Source organism: Nocardia sp. NPDC049526 (assembly GCF_044465765.1).
Classification (GTDB): domain Bacteria; phylum Actinomycetota; class Actinomycetes; order Mycobacteriales; family Mycobacteriaceae; genus Nocardia.
Genome location: NZ_JBITMA010000007.1, coordinates 399,206 through 416,685, shown reverse-complemented (window position 1 = coordinate 416,685; position 17,480 = coordinate 399,206). Strand labels below are relative to the sequence as shown.

Genomic DNA, 17,480 nt, shown 5'->3' with positions numbered 1-17,480 from the left:
GATAGGAGTCCGATTTCCGAACCGGAGGCTGAACCGTGCTCGACGCCGACGACGTGCGCCGTATCGCGTTGTCCTTTCCCAAGACCGTGGAGAAGGAACGCTGGAACCATCCCACCTTCGATGTGGCGGGCAAAATGTTCGTCACCATCCCCGACGATCAGACCTCGTTCGCCATCCGCTGCCCCAGACACGATCGCGCAGAACTCATCGCCGCCGAACCGGACAAGTTCTGGGTCCCGCCGCACGAGTCGTCCTCGTCCTGGGTCCGGGCCCGGCTCTCCGCCGTGGAAGATATCGACGAACTGTACGACATCCTGCTGGATTCCTGGCGTCAGGCCGCGCCCCCCGACCTCGTCGAGGACTGACGATTCGCTCAGTGCGGCAGGCGAATCCGCAGGATCGCGCCGCTCTCGGTGCCGGCGATGAGTTCGTCGGAACGGCCGGGCACGGCGACCACCGATGTCATCGGTTGGCCGGTCAGTACCGCGCATGCGGTATTCGCGGCCGGGTCGACCCGAACCAGCTGGCCGGTCAAGGTGGTCACGTAGAGCACGCCCGCGTCAGTGACGACGAGATCGTCTACGAAGTCCGGTATTCCGGGTGACACCGTCAAGTCGGCGACCACCGCGACGCCGGCCGGATCGTCGATCGGGAACCGCACGATCCGACCGAGCGGATTGCCGTTCATGCTGACGTAGATCGAATTGTCCTGCACCACAATGCCATTGGCACCGGCGTAGTTCGCCCGAGCGGTCCAGTCGGCATCGACGCTGCCGTCCGGACGGATCCGGATGACGCCGAGGCTGGACGCGACGTACAGATTGCCCTGCGCATCGAAGGCAGCACCGTTGGGCATGGTGAATCCGGAGGCGAATACCGCCGGCCTGGGCTCGTCGGGGTCGAAGCGCATCACACCACCTGGACGCAGCACGCTCGACGGTGACACGCCGAAGACGACATAGAGCAGTCCATCCGGGCCGAGCCGAATCGCGCCCGGGAATTCGACCGGCACCGTCGCGGTCAACCGGCCCGCGCTGTCGTAGCGCTGCACCTCATTGCGGTACAGCCGCGATACCCACAGGTTGCCCTGCGCGTCGTACCCCACGTTCTCCGACCAATCGAGCAGCGGCAGACCGGCGGGCACGGCCGTCGCCGCCTGGGCCGGCGCGCATGCGGCGACCGCATCCGGCTGCGGCTCGGCCATCGCGGCCGCCACATCCACACCGGCACAACTCAGCGCAAATCCGACCGCCCACACTCCTACGTTCCGCAAAGCGAACCTCAAAGCGAACCTCGACTCTCTTGTCCGACCCTCGGCCGGTAGTCCAGCCACCTTGTCAGTTATGAACTCACCAGTAGTTATGTCAGGAACTCGACTGCATCTCAGCAAGTTGCCAGTATTTACGGATGCCTTTCTTCGACAGCGCGCGGGGCCGGATGCATTATCGGCGATGGCCGGTCGACAACCCGACGGCGGTTGCGGTGCTCTTGCCCGGAATGGGCCAGCACAGCGGCCACTACCACCGCTTCGCCCGCACCCCGAAATCCGCCGGGATCGAGGTGTGGGCGCTGGACACCGCGGGGCACGGATTGAGCGAGGGCGATCCGAATAATCCCGGCACGCTGGTGGAACTGGTGGCCGATGCGATGCAGCTGGTCGAGCTGGTTCGCACGGAATTACCGGGTACGCCACTGATCCTGATGGGCCATTCACTCGGGGCCGTCACTGCCCTGGGGATCCTCGGCGCGGCGGTGCCGGATCAGACCAGTGCGGCCGACGACTTGCACGGACTGGAGGCCAAGTACCCGCTGCAGCCGAGCCTGCCGCCGAGTGAGCTGATCGGGTTGGTGCTGTCGGGAGTGCCGAAACGAGCGCTGGGTGGCGGCGCACCCGGTGCACCCGGCACGCCGTTGCCGAACACCCTGCCCGTCCTCGCCGTGCACGGCATCGAGGACCGACGGGCGCCGATCGATGCGATGAGGGTCTGGACTCGTCGCCACGATTGGGTAAGTTTGCGTGAGTACGCCGACGCCGGGCACGACCTGTTGCACGAGCCGGTGCACGCGCGGGTCGCTGCCGACATCGCGGACTGGATGCAGGGTGTCGTCGTGGGGTTGGCGCACCGGTGAGTTGATCACGGCTGCGCGGGCAGCACGACGAGGAAGGGGGCGGCGAGATGTCGGACGTGACAGCTCTGAATCAGGCGATCGACGACGGCCAGCTCTGGATCGATGGGGTACTGGTCGCCGAGGGGGCGCACGAGCAGTGCGCCAAGCGCTATGAACAGCTCGCCGATGAGGTCGAGGGCCAGATCGCCGTATTGAGTGGGGCCACTTCGCTTCCCGGCTTCGGCGGCTTCGATTCCGGTGCGGCGCTGCGACGCGGCTTCGAGGACAAGGCCGATGGCGCTATCACCCGGTTGCGGGCCTACGCCGACGCCGCGCGGGTGCTCGCGCAGACCTTCCGCGCGGCCGGAGTGGCGTACACCCAGGCCGATACGGATCTGGCAGCGGCGGTCGGTCAGGTCGAGGTGGCGGGAGCCGCGCATGCGTAAGATGCCGCACTCCGGTGAGAAGACGCCCATTCGGTATGCCGACCCCAGCTATACGGACCCCAACTACGCGCGGACCGTCGAAATCTTCGACAACCTGTCGCATCGGGAAATCCACGACGGTGTCCAGCTGATGAATCCGGTTGTCCTCGCGGCCGGACGGCAAGCGTGGCAGGGCAGTTCGACCGGGCTCGCCACCGCAGTCGAGCAGGCGCACAGCGATATTCGGGCCGCGATGGCCGATGGTTGGCGCGGTGCCGCGGCGGATTCCGCCGCCGATGCGGTGCGCGAATTCGAGCGGCAGGGACAGCAACTCGCGGATGTCATGGCCGCGGTCGGTCAGCGGCTCGGCCAGGCGGGCGATGCCGCCGAGGCACTGCGCGCGGCTGTAGTCGAACCATCCAGCCAGACCACGGATCTGGCCGGCGCACTGCTGGATCCGACCAAGGCGACCGAGAACACCGCGACCCAGAAATCCGCCGATGGCACCCGTCAGGACGTCGTGCAGGCGATGGACAGCATCTACACGAATGTGTTCATCTCGACCGGATCCGGCGTTCCCGCCTTCCCGGATGCGGTGACCGCCGACGTGCCGCAGCCGTCCGGCACCACACCGGCCGCGCAAGTGGCCACGATGCCCGTGCTCGACACCGGTACGCAAACCCTCACCACCCCAACGGTTTCGACCACCGCACCGGTGCCGACCACACCGCACACCACCGTCGAACCGGCCGCCGTGACGACCCAAGCGGCGGCTGCGCCGACCACCGTGACTCCGGTGAGCACCGCCGTCGAAACCACGCCCGCCACCGCCAAACCCGTTGTGCCGACGGCAGATTTCCCCGCATCGACCACACCTGCCGCAGCCACCACACCGACGACCACACCGGATCGCCCGGTGCGACCGGGTACCGCCGCACCGGTAACCACCGCCGCGTCCACCTCGGTGGTCGCCCCGACCGTTCCCGGCACCTCGAACACCGACGACGAACGCAAACGCGATGAGCGCAAACGCGATGCGAGTGGCGATGCGATCAACGGCGTCGGCGCGGGCGCGGTCGGCGGACTCATGGGCGGCGCCATGGTCGCGGGTGACAGCCCGCGCTCCGGTGTGAGCACCAGCGCGGCCGCCGCCCGCGCACAGGCCCGCGAAGAGGACGAGTACGACGAGGATTACCACTTCTTCGACGACGATCTGACCTTCTTGGAACCGGCCGATGACGGCGGTGAGCTGATCGGCGATATGGATCCGACGACGCCCCCGGTCGTCGGCGAATGGACCGAACTGGAGTGAACTGGACGCTGACCCCGGACCAGTTCGCCATGGCCTGGGCCCGCACCGATGGCGACCGCATCCCCTACCCGCTCGCCGTCCGCCTCTCGGCTCGCGACACCGTTGAGCGCGCCGCGCAACTCCCCGCCCTTAACCTTTGGTGCGATGAGACTCTCGACGCCGACCTGGAGGGTGCACTGCGGGTGCTCGCACGCCCCACCCTGCGCATCGAGGTCTTCGGGGAGCGCGCTACAGCCGAGCCGTCGGCGGTCGACGACGGGCCGAACGGCACGGTCGAGGCAACCGGTCTGGTCGAACAGACCGGTCCCGTAACGGCCCAGCCAGGCATCGCGGCGGAATCGCGTCCGGTGCGCGTACTCGGCGCGATCACCGGGGATATCGCGGTGGTCGCGGCGCAACGTGCGGGTGCGACCACCGATCGCGGCGGCGATATCCGACTGTTCGTCGATCGCGTGAAAAACCTTTCCGCACGGATTATTTCGGTGCTGCCGGAAAATTCGCCCGGCACCACACCGCAACTGACCGCACCGCTGGCCCGAGTCACCGAGGACAGCCGGGATCTGGTGACCGTGCCGGTGGCCGGACCCACCACGCCGACCCGGATTCGCAAGCTGCTCAGGCAATCCCGCGACGGCATCGGTCAGATTGTGGTGTCCGTGCGGCGCGCCGACGGCGAGCTGCATCCATTCGGAGTGCTGTGTTGGATCGACGTGATCGGCGACGGCAGATACTCGGTGCGCACCGGGGTCGATGTCGATATCGTGCCGGTCACCGCGCAGCGGTTCACCGCGCAGCTGCGGCCGATGGTCACCGCGGCCGAACGCACCCTCGCCTTGGCCGAACGCTGGTGAGATAGCGCTGGGTTACCGTGAACCGGTGCCACTCTACGAATTCGAAGGCAAACGGCCCACGGTCGATCCGACGGCGTTCATCGCGCCGACCGCGACCCTGATCGGTGATGTGCGCGTCGAGGCGGGCGCGTCCATCTGGTACGGCGCGGTGCTGCGCGCGGACCTGGCGCCGATCACCATTCGGGAACGTGCCAATGTCCAGGACAATGCGGTCCTGCACGTGCCGCCGGATGTGCCGATGGAAATCGGCCCCGGCGCGACCATCGCCCACAGCGTGGTCTTCCACGGTGCGTCGGTCGGCGCGGAGGCCATTGTCGGCAATGGCAGCACGGTCCTGGATCTGGCCGAAATCGGCGCGGGGACAATGATCGCCGCGCACTCCCTGGTCCCGCCGCACGCCAAAATCCCCGCGGGCGTCCTTGCCGCCGGTGCACCCGCCGAGGTCAAGAAGTCCATCGAAGGCACCCAGGCCGAAGGCTGGGTCAAACTCAATCCGGGCTTCTACACCGAACTCGGCCGGCGCCACCGCACGGGCATCACCGAAGTCCAGCCCTGACCTCGGGCTCAGGAGCGTGGCTTACGCCGTTCCGGTCGCTTGCCGCCGTCGCGATCGCGACGCGGTCCGGGGCGGAACGAACGTCCGTTCGGCGGGCCGGAATCGAGTTGCAGCTGGATGAGCTGGCCGCTGATCCTGGTGCGCCGCAACGCTTCCAGCGTCTCCGAGGATAGGTCGGCGGGCAGTTCGACCAGGCTGTGGTCCGGACGGATGCTGATATGGCCGAAATCGCTGCGGCGCAGTCCGCCCTCATTGGCGATGGCGCCGACGATCGCGCCGGGCACCACCCGGTGCCGCTTGCCGACGCTGATCCGATAGGTCGCCAATTCGGCTCCGGTCCCGCGGTGATGCGAAGGGCCGCGATCCTCGCCCTCGAACCGGCGGGCGGGCCGATCCCCGCGCGGCATGCGCTCGCGCTGCGGGCGTTCGACCGGCTCCGGCTCGGGCTCCATGAAGAAGTTGTCGCCGTCGTAGCCGCTGACCGCCAGCGCCGCCGCGATATCCACCAGCGGAATGTTGTGCTCGCGCTCGTAGTCCTCGATGAGCTTGCGGAACAGCGCCAGATTCGTCGAGCTGAGGTTCTCGGTGATCGAATCGCCGAATTTGGCGACGCGCTGGGTGTTCACATCATCGACGCTGGGCAGCTGCATTTCGGTCAGCGGATGCCGGGTGGCGCGCTCGATCGACTTGAGCAGATGACGTTCCCGCGGCGCGACGAACAGCAGCGCCTGACCGCTGCGCCCGGCCCGGCCGGTGCGGCCGATGCGGTGCACATAGGACTCGGTGTCGTGCGGAATGTCGTAGTTGACCACATGCGAGATGCGATCCACATCGAGGCCGCGCGCGGCGACATCGGTGGCGACCAGGATGTCGAGCGCACCGGACTTCAGCTGGCCGATGGTGCGCTCACGCTGGTTCTGCGCGATATCGCCATTGATCGCCGCGGCGGAGAAACCACGCGAGCGCAGCTTTTCGGCCAGTTCCTCGGTGGCCTGCTTGGTGCGCACGAAGAGGATCATCGCCTCGAACGACTCGACCTCGAGGATCCGGGTGAGTGCGTCGAGCTTGCGCTGATGCGAAACCTGCACCCAGCGCTGGGTGATGTTGGTATTGGTCGAGGTCTTCGACTTGACGGTGATCTCGACCGGTTCGCGCAGATACTTCTTGGAGATGCTGCGGATCGCCGAGGGCATGGTCGCGGAGAACAGTGCGACCTGCTTCTCGCGCGGGGTATCGGCGAGGATGCGCTCGACATCCTCCTGGAACCCCATCTTCAGCATCTCGTCGGCCTCGTCGAGCACCAGATACTGCAGCTGCGACAGGTCGAGCGTGCCCTTCTCCAGATGATCGATCACCCGGCCCGGCGTGCCGACCACGACGTGCGCGCCGCGGCGCAGGCCGGAGAGCTGGACGCCGTAGGCCTGGCCGCCGTAGATCGGCAGCACATGCAGTCCGGGGATGTGGGTGGCGTAGCGGCCGAATGCCTCGGCCACCTGGATCGCGAGTTCGCGCGTCGGGGCCAGCACGAGGGCGCGCGGGAGTTTGCCGGTCACCTCGATACCCATGAGGATCGGGATGGCGAATGCCGCGGTTTTGCCGGTGCCGGTCTGGGCCAGCCCGACCACATCGGCGCCGTCGAGCAGCGGTGGAATGGTTGCCGCCTGGATGGGAGACGGCGACTCATAGCCCACATCGGCGATGGCCGCGAGGATGCGGTCATCAATGCCGAGATCGGCGAAGGTCGGGCCGTCGTTGTCCCTGTCGTTGTCGCCAGGAACGCTGTCGACCTGATTGGTACTCATTGACCAGCAGTTTACTGCCTAGCAGTGGTCGTCCCGGCCACCGGGCCAATACGGTGAGACGTATGCAACCCGAAAGCGTGTCCGCGCATCACGTCCCAGCGGTGTCAGCGGTGGCTGTGGCGGTGGTCCAATTCGCAGCGGGAACCGATCCGTCCGCCAACCTCGAAGCCTTGCGCGAGCACGTTCGCGCCGCTTCCGAACGGGGTGCGAAGGTGGTGGTCGCGCCCGAATACTCGATGTTTGCCGTGGCGCGGCTCGACGAGCGGGTCGTGGCCGTCGCCGAACCGCTGACCGGGCCGTTCGTCACCGGCCTCGGCGAAATCGCGCGCGAATTCGGGGTGTATCTGGTGGCCGGAACGGTCGAGCAGGTGGCGGCGGCCGGGCGGATCCGCAATACCCTCGTCGTGCTCGGACCCGACGCGAACCTGGTGACGACATACCGCAAGGTGCATCTCTACGACGCGTTCGGATATCTCGAATCCGATGTCGTCGAGGCGGGTGCGATCGAGGCTCCGGCCACCTTCACGGTCGGTGGTGTGACATTCGGCATGCAGACCTGTTTCGATCTTCGCTTCCCGGAAGGCTGCCGTCGCGTCGCCGCCGCCGGAGCCCAGGTGCTGGTACTGCCCGCGCAGTGGATTCCCGGTCCGGCGAAGGTCGATCAGTGGACGACGCTGCTGCGCGCGCGTGCCATCGAGAACACGGTGTACGTGGCCGCCGCCGATCAATGCGCGCCGCGCGGTGCGGGCGCCTCGATGATCATCGATCCGGCGGGTGCCGTCCTCGCCGAACTCGGCGACGAACCCGGCGTACTCACCGCGGATATCGACCTCGAACAGCTGGCCGCGGTCCGCCGTACCAACCCCAGCCTGGCATTGCGACGATTCGCGATCACCGAGCGCGCACCGGAGTAGCGTTAATTCGGATGATCTACTCCGATCGGACAGCGGCCGGTCGCGCGCTGGGTTTGGAACTCGGCCACCTGCGTGCGATGCAGCCGCTGGTGCTCGGACTGCCTCGCGGCGGGGTTCCGGTCGCAGCCGCGGTGTGCGGGGTCATCGGGGGCGATCTCGACATCATGCTGGTCCGCAAGCTCGGTGTGCCCTGGCAGCCGGAACTGGCGATGGGCGCAATCGGCGAGGAAGGGATCCGGGTCCTCAATCAGGATGTGTTGTCGCACACCGGGATAACGACGCGCCAGATCGCCGAGATCGAGGATGTGGAACGCGCCGAACTCGAGCGCCGACGCGAGATGTGGCGCGGTGATGCCAAGCCGATCCCGATCTCCGGCCGCACGACGGTGATCGTGGACGACGGCATGGCGACCGGGGCGACGGTGGCCGTCGCCTGCCGGGTGGCCCAGCTGCACCAGCCGACGCGGATCGTGGTCGCGGTGCCGGTGTCGTCCACCGAGGCGTTGCGCCGGGTGGCCGCCGAGGCGGATGAGGTGGTCTGCCCGTGGGTGCCGCGCTCGCTCGGCGGTGTCGGCATGGCGTACCGCGACTTCCATCAGTTACAGGACGACGAAGTCACTGTGCTACTCGCTGCGAAGCAGTCGCGTCGGGGTTGAGTTGGCGGAGTGAGGTGCGCCAACAGGTCTTCGAGGAGGCCGCCGTCGATTGTGGTCGCGCGCTGGCTGCGTGGTCGGACCGCACCAACGGCTGGAACCGACGACGCCCGAGAAGGGCAATGTCCGCTACTCGGCTAAGCGGCGCTGGACATGCTTTAGCTACAGTGTTGCCGTCCGTGTCCGGCGAAGACACAGGAGGCCGCGTTTGATCGTGTTCGGTGATCGTGTCGTCTGTTCCGCCGTCGACCTGGTGCGCGCGGCGCAGTGTGAATTCGAGTTGCTGCGTGCCCTCGATACCGAACTGGGCACCATCGCGGGCGCGGCGGATGTGGCGCCGGATCATGCGCGGCGCAGCGCATTCGACGATGCGCGCGCACGCAGGCTCGCGGACTTCCGTGATCGGTTCGGCAGTCCGATGGTGGAGATCCATTGCGCCGCGCACGATCCGGCGGCCGATCCCGAAAGCTATATCGCCGTGCTGCGGGCCGCCAATGCCGAGACGGTCGCGGCACTGCGGGCCGGTGCGCACGTGATCCACGGTGCCACCTTCTTCGACGGAAAATTCGTCTGTACCAGCGATTTTCTGGTTCGGGCCGGTCATCGGGTGCGCTATACCGTGCACGGCACCGCGGCGGGACCACCGGATCGGATCGACGCGGCACTCGAACTCGCCGCCTGCGCCGACGCTTTGGACCGCAGCGGCGCGCTCACCGCTCCCCTGGTCCGGTTGTACCTGGACGAGAACAGCGAGACCCTCGCGCTCACCGATCTGCTGCCGGTGTATCTGGCTCGGCGCGGTCGGGTGGAACGGATCCTGGAAGACAAACTGAGCGAGTTGCTGCCCGTGCAGTGGGGCGATCCACGCTATCTCGCCTGCGGCCACTGCCCGACCTGCACCAGCGCGATCTCGGCGGCACGTGACCTGCTGCTGGTCGCCGGTATGCCGCGCACCGCGCGGGCCAGGTTGCGCGAAGCCGGGGTGAGCACCATCGACCGGCTGGCGAGCAGCACCGCGACCGTGCCCGGCCTCCCGCCGCGTACGTTCAGTGCATTGCATCGTCAAGCCGAAATCCAGCTGGCTCGAGAAGATTCCGGGCAGCCGACCCACACGCTGGTCGACGCGATCGCGCTGGGCGCGCTGCCGCCACCGTCACCGGAGGATCTCTCACTCACCATCGAAGAGGGCCCATCGGGTCGGCTGCTCGGTATCGAGGTCGGCGGCAACGGCACCGTCCATCTGGCCTTCCGCGCCCCTTTCGGCGCAGCGCGCGCACCGTATCGGGCGATGACCGATATCGCCGACGAGGAGGCCGGACAGCGGCGCGCATTGGACGAGGTGCTCGACTTCGTCGCACAAAGGCTGCGGATGTATCCGGATATGCGTGTGTACCACTACACCTCCGGCGTGCGCTCGGCGCTGCTGCGATGGACCGGTCGGTACGGTGTCGGTGAGGAGACCGTCGAGGATCTGCTGCATGCCGGTGTGCTCGTCGATCTCTATCCGATCGTGCGCAATGCCCTGCTGATCGGGGAACGCTCCTATCGGCTGAGTCGACTGCGGCGGCTGCTGCCGAATGCCGCGGGCCAGGAACGCGATTGCGTCACCGTGCTGCGGCTGCGCGACTGGCTGCTGGATCGGATCGCCGAACGGCGCGTGGACTCGGATGCGGTGCTCCTGGATCAGGCGAGTTCATGGTGCCTGGTGCCGAGTCCGGAGGAGCCCGATCCGCTGCCGCCGTCGCGGCCGTCGTCGATCGAGGCCGCACTCGCGGAATTCGCGGCGGCGCAGGGCGAGCCACGCCATCCCGCGGCATTGATGGCGGCTGCCCTCGGCTATCACCGGCGCGAACGGCAGCCGCTGTGGTGGGCACATGCCGACCGGCTCAGTCATCCGGTCGACGAATGGGCCGACGCGCCAGGGGTATTGGTGGCCGATTGGGGCTCGGTCGACACCAAATGGCATCGCAGCCCACACCAGCCGACGATGCGCAGATACCTCACGCTCACCGGACGGATCGGCATCGGCTGGGGCGGTAGCGATACCGCGGGCGGCGCGGCGACCGGCACGGTGCTTACGCCGGGCGCCAAGGTGTACACGTTCTACGATCAGCCGGTCGCCGCCGGGATGATCACCGCCGTCGGCCGACGCGCGACCGCCACCGCGACCGTGCTCGGCTGCTCGGTGGACGCGAACTTCGACGACACCGTGCGGCTGGAGGAACTACTGCCGCACGGCTGCGAACCTTACGACGAGCTGCCGACCGCGATCGCACCCGGCCTGCCCGCCTGGGACGAGAATATCGAGACCGCGGTCGAATTCGCCGCCCAGCAACTGCTGATGGCACTACCGGAGATCCCGGCGGGCGCGGTCTTCGACATCCTCGCCCGCCGGCCCCCGCGCCTGCGGCGTGCCGAGCGGCTACCGGATGTGCACGGTGACCACGCGGCGGCCATCAAGGCCGCGCTGCGCGATCTCGACGATTCCTACCTCGCGGTGCAGGGTCCGTCGGGCACGGGCAAGACCTCCACCGTCGCCAGGGCGATCGAACGTCTGGTCACGCGGCACAAGTGGCGCGTCGGCATTGTCGCGCAGACGCATTCGACGGTGGAGAGCCTGCTCGACATGATCGTCGCGATGGGCGTGCTGCCGGAACTGGTGGCCAAGAAGGATGCCGAGGCGGTGGCGCCGGAGTGGTCGGTGATCGACGGCACGCGCTATCCGCGGTTCCTGGACAATGCGGTCAACGGCTGCGTAATCGGCGGTCTACCGGCCGATTTCGCCGATGACGCGGTGGTGCCCGGCGACAGTCTCGACCTGCTGGTGATCGCCGATGCGGGCCGCTTCCCACTCGCCGATACCATCGCCGTCGCGGTGAGTGCGCGCAAGCTGCTGCTGGTCGGCGATCCGGCGCCGTCCGCGGCGCGCAGCGCGCATCCGGAACCGGTCGACGAATCGGTGCTCGGCTGGCTCACCGAGGGCCGCCACACCCTGCCCGCCGACCGCGGCTACTTCCTGGACCGCACCTGGCGGATGCACCCGCGCGTCTGCGATCCGATCTCCCGGCTGTACTACGACAACCGGCTGCGCTCCAACGAAACCGTCACGCTCGCACGGCAGCTGGAGGGCATCGAACCCGGCGTTGAGACGGTGCTGGTGGCACACAGCGGCGATTCGACCGAATCGGTGGCCGAGGCCCGCGAGGTGGTCCGTCGGGTACGTGCGCTGCTCGGGGTCTCCTGGGTGACCGGTGCGATGACGCGACGGCTGCATCCACACGACATCCTCGTGGTCGCGCCCTACAGCGCCCAGGTCGGACTGATCCGAACGCTGCTTGCCCGGGCCAAGATCGAGGATGTACTGGTCGGCACCGCCGAGCGGTTCCGCGGTCGGGAGGCGGCGGTGGTGCTCATGTCGATGACCACCTCCAGCCCCGCCGACGCGCCCTACGGTATGCGATTCCTGCTGTCGCGCAGCCTGGTTCAGGCGACGCTGTGTCGGGCCATGTGGAAGGCCGTCATCATTCGGTCACCATTGCTCACCGAATATCTGCCGAGTACGCCGGACGATCTATCGGATCTGGCGACATTCCTACAACTCAGCTGAATATTTCTTTCAGCATTTGCTCGGTTCGTGACCGAAATATTCAGTCCGGACCGGTTGGTTCTTTTAGTGGAATTCGATCTTGAAATTGCGGTCACGCCCAATTCGCAATCAGCAGCCGGCTCAGCCGAAGCAGTTGCCCTCACCGCGATAAGTGGGCACCGTTGTCCGCGTGCCGTCCGCATCGACCAAGTGGACGTGGTTGAACCGTTCGCACATCTCCCCGGCCTTGGCATGCCGGAACCACACTCGATCGCCGATCCGCAGTTCGGCGGCTCCGGAAAGGGGCGTCTGTACCTCACCTGCGCCCTCGGCACCGAGCAGCTTCAAGCCGGTGGGCCACGCCGGCTTCGGCACCCGCGACGCCCCGGCCGGACCGGAGGCGATGTACCCGCCCGCGAAAACCGTTGCGATGGACCGGGTCGGCTTGCGCAGCACCGATGTGGCGAAGAACAACGCTGGACGTGGAGTGAAGGCGCGGTAGTGATCGAAGAGCGTCGGCACATACAGCCCGGAGCCTGCGGTCACCTCGGTGACATCCGGATCGGTGACGCTGACCTCGATGGATCCGGAGCCACCGCTGTTGACGATCGCCAACTTGCCGACCACCGAGCGCACCGCGTCCAGAACTTGTCTGCGCCGCTTGCCGATTTCGGCCGCCGAGGCCCGCTTCACCAGGCGCACAGCGATATTGGAGTCGGGTAACCCGGCGATCTGTGCCTCGTATGTCATCACGCCGACCACGTCGAATCCGCGATTCACAGCCGCACGCGCGAGCGCGGCGGCCTGTTCGGGAGTGCGTACCGGCGAGCGCCGAACACCCAAGTGCAGCGGTCCGATTCGCAGCGAGGCGTCCACATCGAGGCAGATCCGGGGCCGCACCAGATCGGTGCCGATCGCGGCGCGGATCAGGTCCAACTGCGCGACATCATCGACCATCAACGTAATGGATTCGCGCAGCGTGTCATCGGGGGCGAGTTCGGCGAGCGCCGCGCGGTCGACGGTCGGATAGCCGAGCAGCACATCGCGCGCGCCGAGGCGGACCAGCCAGATCGCCTCCGCCAATGAGTAGGACATGATGCCCGCGAAGCCGCCGGACGCGGTGAGCCCGGCGCCGAGCACCTCTTCGAGCACCGCGCGACAGCGCACCGATTTACTCGCAACTCGGATGGGCACTCCACCCGCGCGACGGACCAGGTCAGCGGCGTTGGCGCGCAGCGCGGTCAGGTCGAGGGCGGCCAGCGGCGGGTCCAGCTCGGCCGTGGCCGCATGCAGTGCGACAATCGGCGACGTATCTGTCACCGGACCCACTCAACCACCAAACTGGTCAAACGTCCAGTATCGCGGAGATCAGACTTCGGCGGCCCGGGTGGCCAGGCTGCTGACCAGGTCGTCGAGCACCACCAGCATCGTTTCGTCATTGCAATCCGCGAGCCAGCGCAGCACCGTGCCCTGCAGCATCGAGACCACATAGGCCGCGATGGCATCCGTCGGCTCCAACCACTGCGCACCCGAACGTTCGGCGCAGAGGTCCAGGAAGCTCGCGACCTCGGAATCCATCTCTTGAAACAGAGCCGTGGCCTGCGGGTCGGCGACACATTCGGTCTGCGCCTCCCACCGTTCGGCCAACTGATGCGCGGTCGCCTCGTACCTGCGAGCCTGCCTGGCCGGAGCCGCCTTGACCAGCGGCCAGTACGCGCTCACACCGGCATGCAGCAGCACCCGAAGTGCTCGCACTCCGGTGAAATCGAGCGAGGCGGCCGCCTTCTCGACGGCCTCACAGATGGTCGGCCGCAGCCTGACTGCCGCTATTTCTCCACGTACGCTCAACGATGACTCCCTCGAGGAAAGAACTCGCGCACCCTCGTTGGCGCGACTCGCTGACCATGACAGGCGGCTCTCATGAATCCCCTGCTAGGGAATTTCCTGGATGCCCAGTCCAACATTCATCAATGGTAGAGGGTTTCCAGGGTTTAAGAATGGGTTCGATGGGTATTTCCAGACTGGAAGAATGTTTTGTTACCCAACCGGAATCCCGCCGCGATCGAGCGGTGTTCACCGGAATCGCCTCCCCTGGTGCCACTCTCGCGTCTGCCCAACGCAAGATAGACCATCGACCAGACTACGGTACGAGCCGGTACCGTACCGGCACCCTGTGGTGTATCACACACCAATACCTCGCAAACTGGACGGCCGATGGTTCCGCGATCGACACCGTGCCGACACCGCGAGGTAGCTAGCCTGGACCGGTGACTCTCTCGCCCTCCGCCGACCAGTTCTATCTGACCGGCACGTTCAACTTCCGCGATCTCGGCGGTCTGCGCACCGTCGACGGCGCGCGGATCCGCCCCGGCGTGCTGTTGCGCTCGGCTCAGCTGAGCGGCCTCGATCTGCCCGGACACGCGATCCTGCGCGAACTCGGCGTCACCGATATCTTCGACCTGCGCGGGCCGCGCGAGATCGAGCACATCGGCCACGACAATCTGCCCGAGGGCGTGCGACTGAATGTCACACCGTTCGACACCCGGATGGCCGAGGCGCCGCCGCACGATGCGCAGACCGACGCCGCCTTCCCGCACATGCTCGAGGTCTACCGTGACTTCCCGGCCCGGCCCGAGGCCAATGCCGCGATCATCGCCATCGCCGAGACGATCGCCCACGGCGACGGCGCGGTGCTGGTGCATTGCGCGGCGGGTAAAGACCGCACCGGCTGGGCGATCGCGACTCTGCTGCGCGCGGTCGCGGTCGGCGAGGCCGATGTGCTCACCGACTTCATGGCCAGCAATGACGCCGTCCCCGCCCTGCGCGCCATGATGGCGCCGAAACTCACTGCGGGAAACGAACTTTCCATCGATATCCTCGGCGTACGCGAGGACTACCTGCGCACCGCAACGGATGCGGTGCACGAAAGCCATGGTGATTTCGAGACCTATCTGACCGCCATCGGATTCACCGCCGAGTTGCGCGCGCGATTGCGCGACCGCATGCTCGAGTGAGTCAACCCGCCTGCGCCTGCTCGCGTCGGACCAGACCGTCGGCGTCGATGTTGACCTGATCGCCGGTGTGGAACCAACTTCCGGTGAAGCGGTCCGCGGTGGTCTCCGGATCGTTCCAGTAGCGGTGGGTGACATTCGGTCCGCGACACAGCAATTCGCCATGTCCGGTCTGCGCCTGCGGCCCCCACAGCGCCAGCTCGGTACCGCCGAAGGGGAATCCGAGCACCGGTTCCGCGCCGGGCGCGGTATCGGTGTCGTCGTCGACGACCAGGCCGATGCCGCTGGTTTCGGTCGCGCCCCAGACCGACCACCGCCGCGCGGCCGGGAACATATCCCGCAGGGGGGCGGCCAGATCCGCGGGATCGGTGGGAGCGGCGGCACGTTCGCCGCGATGGCCCGCATTGCTGACCCGGGCGATGCCCTCGGTGCACAGTCCCTCGGTGCGCAGCGCCGCGAGTTCGGGCAGCAGGCGCGCGAAGATGCGCGGTGTCGCGGAAACCATATCGATCCGTTCGGAGACAATGGTTTCCGCGAGACTGCGACTATCCGGCGCGAGGACGACGGTGCCGCCGACCGCGAAGGTCGGCAGCAACTGGTCCACACAGCCGCTGGCATGCGCCAGCGGTAACAGCACCAGATTGCGCAGTCCATCGGTCGGCAGATCCAGCGCCGCGACTACGGAGCGGATCGCCGAGAGCAGATTTTCGTTGGTCAGCTCGACGCCCTTCGGCGCGACGGTGGCATTGACCGGACACGGCCCGGTGCCGCTGGTGTAGCAGAGCAGCGCCAGATCGTTCAGGGCCGCACCGTCATCGATGAAGGCGGCGCCGTCGGGCAGTTCGCCACTGCCGCCGCCGAGTACGAAATCGGTACTGCTGTCGGCCATCACCCGCTCGGCCACCGCTTCGGGCAGTCCGTCGTGCACGAGCACTGGGACCGCGCCGCTGAGCAGCGCCCCGAGGAATGCCTGTACCCAGCGCGCGCCCGTCGGCATGTGGATGGCGACCCGGTCGCCGAAGCCGATGCCGTGTTCCTGCAGACCGCCCGCGATGCGGGAGGCGGAGTGCCACAGTTCCCGATAACTCAGCCGGGGGCCGCCGATCTCTACCACCGCCTCCCTGGTCGAGAAGGCGTGCACCTGCAGATCCAATAGTTCGGTCAGTGCCGGGGTGAGGTTGCCGTAGCGCAGCACGCCATCGGCGCCGCGGGCCAGCGGGGCATCGCAAGCATGCGGACGGTTGAGTGGATATTCGACCAGAAACTGCGACATGGGTCCTCCGCACACGCCTCGAGCCTGCAGGCTCTTGCGACTATATGACGCGAGTCACATTTTCGCTGGCATAGGCGGTGAACTCGCCGACGCACGTTCGAGCGCGGGGCTGATGACGGACTCCGTCCGGCAGCGCCCGACTATGCGACGAACGTGTGCTGGCTGTCACCGGCCGGTGTAGGTCGCCTTTCCCGGTCCGACCTCCAGGAAGCTGCGCACTGCGCCGCGCAGATCCGCGGTGTCGAACAGTGCACCGGACACCTCCGGCGTCACCGAATCCGCGTGCGCCACACCGCCGGATCGCCACGCCTCGATGATCTGCTTGGTCGCGGCATGCGCCCGGGTCGGGCCCTGGGCCAGGCGATTCGTCAAGTCCTTTGCGGCGGCATCGACATCCTCGTGGATGGCGTTGACCACGCCCCATTCGGCCATGGTCGCGGCGTCGTAGAGGTCACCGGTCATCACGAATTCGCGGGCGCGGCCCGAACCGGCGCGCTCGGCAAGTCGCTGTGGCCCGCCCATCGACGGTGTCAGGCCGACGACCGTCTCCACCAGCCCGAATTTCGCCTTCGGCGCGGCAAGGATGATGTCGCATGCCAGCGCCATTTCGAACGCGGCGGTGAGAGTCAGGCCGTGCGCGGCGAAGACCACCGGACACGGCAGCGCCTCCAGCGGATGGATGATCTGCGCGAACAGAGTGCGCCACAGTTCAGCGCCCTGCTCGATAGTCAGCCCGTCGAAGACATGCACGTCGACGCCACCCGAGACCAGCTTGCCCTCGGCCCGCAGCAGCACCGCGCGCGGCGGGTTGGCCGACAGCTCGGCGAGATCCTCGACGAGCGCGTCGAGCATCGATCGGTCGAAAAGATTCAGCGGCGGATTGGCCAGGGTGAGGGTCGCGACCTCGGCGCCGGCGTCGGTGGTTTCCCGGGTCAGCCTGGTGGCCTTCGTATCACTCATCCGGCAAGAGTAAGGCGTCGATCTGCCA

General features: G+C 67.2%; 16 protein-coding genes. 10 read left to right on the top strand and 6 right to left on the bottom strand.

Annotated elements, in window-relative coordinates; genetic code table 11:
• Positions 1-35 precede the first annotated feature (35 nt).
• Complete coding sequence (locus tag ACIBW7_RS23940; RefSeq protein WP_397049744.1) at positions 36-365, top strand: MmcQ/YjbR family DNA-binding protein; 330 nt, start codon at positions 36-38, stop codon at positions 363-365.
• Positions 366-373: 8 nt separating this feature from the next.
• Here ACIBW7_RS23940 and ACIBW7_RS23935 read toward each other — a convergent pair whose 3' ends face one another.
• A complete protein-coding gene (locus tag ACIBW7_RS23935) occupies positions 374-1,273 on the bottom strand; it encodes an SMP-30/gluconolactonase/LRE family protein (protein WP_397049742.1) in 900 nt (299 codons plus the stop codon).
• A gap of 134 nt (positions 1,274-1,407) precedes the next feature.
• Here ACIBW7_RS23935 and ACIBW7_RS23930 point away from each other — a divergent pair, with 134 nt between their 5' ends.
• Genes ACIBW7_RS23930 through ACIBW7_RS23910 form a run of 5 tightly spaced genes read left to right on the top strand, consistent with a single transcriptional unit; the run spans position 1,408 to position 5,253 of the window.
• Entirely contained in the window at positions 1,408-2,130 is a 723-nt protein-coding gene (locus ACIBW7_RS23930) for an alpha/beta hydrolase (protein WP_397049740.1), read from the top strand.
• Positions 2,131-2,177: 47 nt separating this feature from the next.
• Positions 2,178-2,555: a hypothetical protein gene (locus tag ACIBW7_RS23925; RefSeq protein ID WP_397049738.1), complete on the top strand. Its 378-nt coding sequence runs from the start codon at positions 2,178-2,180 to the stop codon at positions 2,553-2,555.
• Positions 2,548-3,846, top strand: coding sequence for a WXG100 family type VII secretion target (locus ACIBW7_RS23920; protein WP_397049736.1), 1,299 nt, complete (start codon positions 2,548-2,550; stop codon positions 3,844-3,846). The genes ACIBW7_RS23925 and ACIBW7_RS23920 overlap by 8 nt, the downstream gene beginning before the upstream one ends.
• Positions 3,828-4,697 carry an ESX secretion-associated protein EspG gene (locus ACIBW7_RS23915; RefSeq protein ID WP_397049734.1) on the top strand — a complete coding sequence of 290 codons (870 nt, stop codon included), beginning with the start codon at positions 3,828-3,830 and terminating at the stop codon, positions 4,695-4,697. Before ACIBW7_RS23920 ends, ACIBW7_RS23915 begins: the two co-directional genes overlap by 19 nt.
• A 25-nt stretch (positions 4,698-4,722) precedes the next feature.
• Positions 4,723-5,253, top strand: coding sequence for a gamma carbonic anhydrase family protein (locus ACIBW7_RS23910; protein WP_397049732.1), 531 nt, complete (start codon positions 4,723-4,725; stop codon positions 5,251-5,253).
• A gap of 8 nt (positions 5,254-5,261) precedes the next feature.
• On the opposite strand, the gene ACIBW7_RS23905 is transcribed toward ACIBW7_RS23910, so the two are convergent.
• The gene (locus ACIBW7_RS23905) at positions 5,262-7,055 is read right to left on the bottom strand and encodes a DEAD/DEAH box helicase (protein ID WP_397049730.1); all 1,794 of its coding nucleotides are present in this window, start codon (positions 7,053-7,055) and stop codon (positions 5,262-5,264) included.
• A 62-nt stretch (positions 7,056-7,117) separates the two neighbouring features.
• Between ACIBW7_RS23905 and ACIBW7_RS23900 the strand changes: the two genes are divergently transcribed.
• The 3 genes from ACIBW7_RS23900 (at position 7,118) to ACIBW7_RS23890 (ending at position 12,229) form a co-directional block, all read left to right on the top strand.
• A complete protein-coding gene (locus ACIBW7_RS23900; RefSeq protein WP_397049728.1) occupies positions 7,118-7,969 on the top strand; it encodes a carbon-nitrogen hydrolase family protein in 852 nt (283 codons plus the stop codon).
• An 11-nt stretch (positions 7,970-7,980) separates the two neighbouring features.
• The gene (locus ACIBW7_RS23895; protein WP_397049726.1) at positions 7,981-8,625 is read left to right on the top strand and encodes a phosphoribosyltransferase; all 645 of its coding nucleotides are present in this window, start codon (positions 7,981-7,983) and stop codon (positions 8,623-8,625) included.
• Between the two features lie 211 nt (positions 8,626-8,836).
• Entirely contained in the window at positions 8,837-12,229 is a 3,393-nt protein-coding gene (locus ACIBW7_RS23890; RefSeq protein ID WP_397049724.1) for an AAA domain-containing protein, read from the top strand.
• Between the two features lie 120 nt (positions 12,230-12,349).
• On the opposite strand, the gene ACIBW7_RS23885 is transcribed toward ACIBW7_RS23890, so the two are convergent.
• Positions 12,350-13,537 carry an amino acid deaminase/aldolase gene (locus ACIBW7_RS23885; protein WP_397049722.1) on the bottom strand — a complete coding sequence of 396 codons (1,188 nt, stop codon included), beginning with the start codon at positions 13,535-13,537 and terminating at the stop codon, positions 12,350-12,352.
• A gap of 39 nt (positions 13,538-13,576) precedes the next feature.
• Positions 13,577-14,056, bottom strand: coding sequence for a TetR family transcriptional regulator (locus tag ACIBW7_RS23880; RefSeq protein WP_397049720.1), 480 nt, complete (start codon positions 14,054-14,056; stop codon positions 13,577-13,579).
• 419 nt (positions 14,057-14,475) lie between these two features.
• On the opposite strand from ACIBW7_RS23880, the gene ACIBW7_RS23875 reads away from it, so the two are divergent.
• The gene (locus ACIBW7_RS23875) at positions 14,476-15,222 is read left to right on the top strand and encodes a tyrosine-protein phosphatase (protein ID WP_397049718.1); all 747 of its coding nucleotides are present in this window, start codon (positions 14,476-14,478) and stop codon (positions 15,220-15,222) included.
• A gap of 1 nt (position 15,223) precedes the next feature.
• Here the strand turns inward: ACIBW7_RS23875 and ACIBW7_RS23870 are convergent, their stop codons facing one another.
• Both ACIBW7_RS23870 and ACIBW7_RS23865 read right to left on the bottom strand, forming a co-directional pair.
• Positions 15,224-16,492 (bottom strand): class I adenylate-forming enzyme family protein, encoded by a 1,269-nt coding sequence (locus ACIBW7_RS23870; protein ID WP_397049716.1) that lies wholly within the window; start codon positions 16,490-16,492, stop codon positions 15,224-15,226.
• Positions 16,493-16,657: 165 nt separating this feature from the next.
• The gene (locus ACIBW7_RS23865) at positions 16,658-17,452 is read right to left on the bottom strand and encodes an enoyl-CoA hydratase/isomerase family protein (protein ID WP_397049714.1); all 795 of its coding nucleotides are present in this window, start codon (positions 17,450-17,452) and stop codon (positions 16,658-16,660) included.
• Between the last annotated feature and the right edge of the window lie 28 nt (positions 17,453-17,480).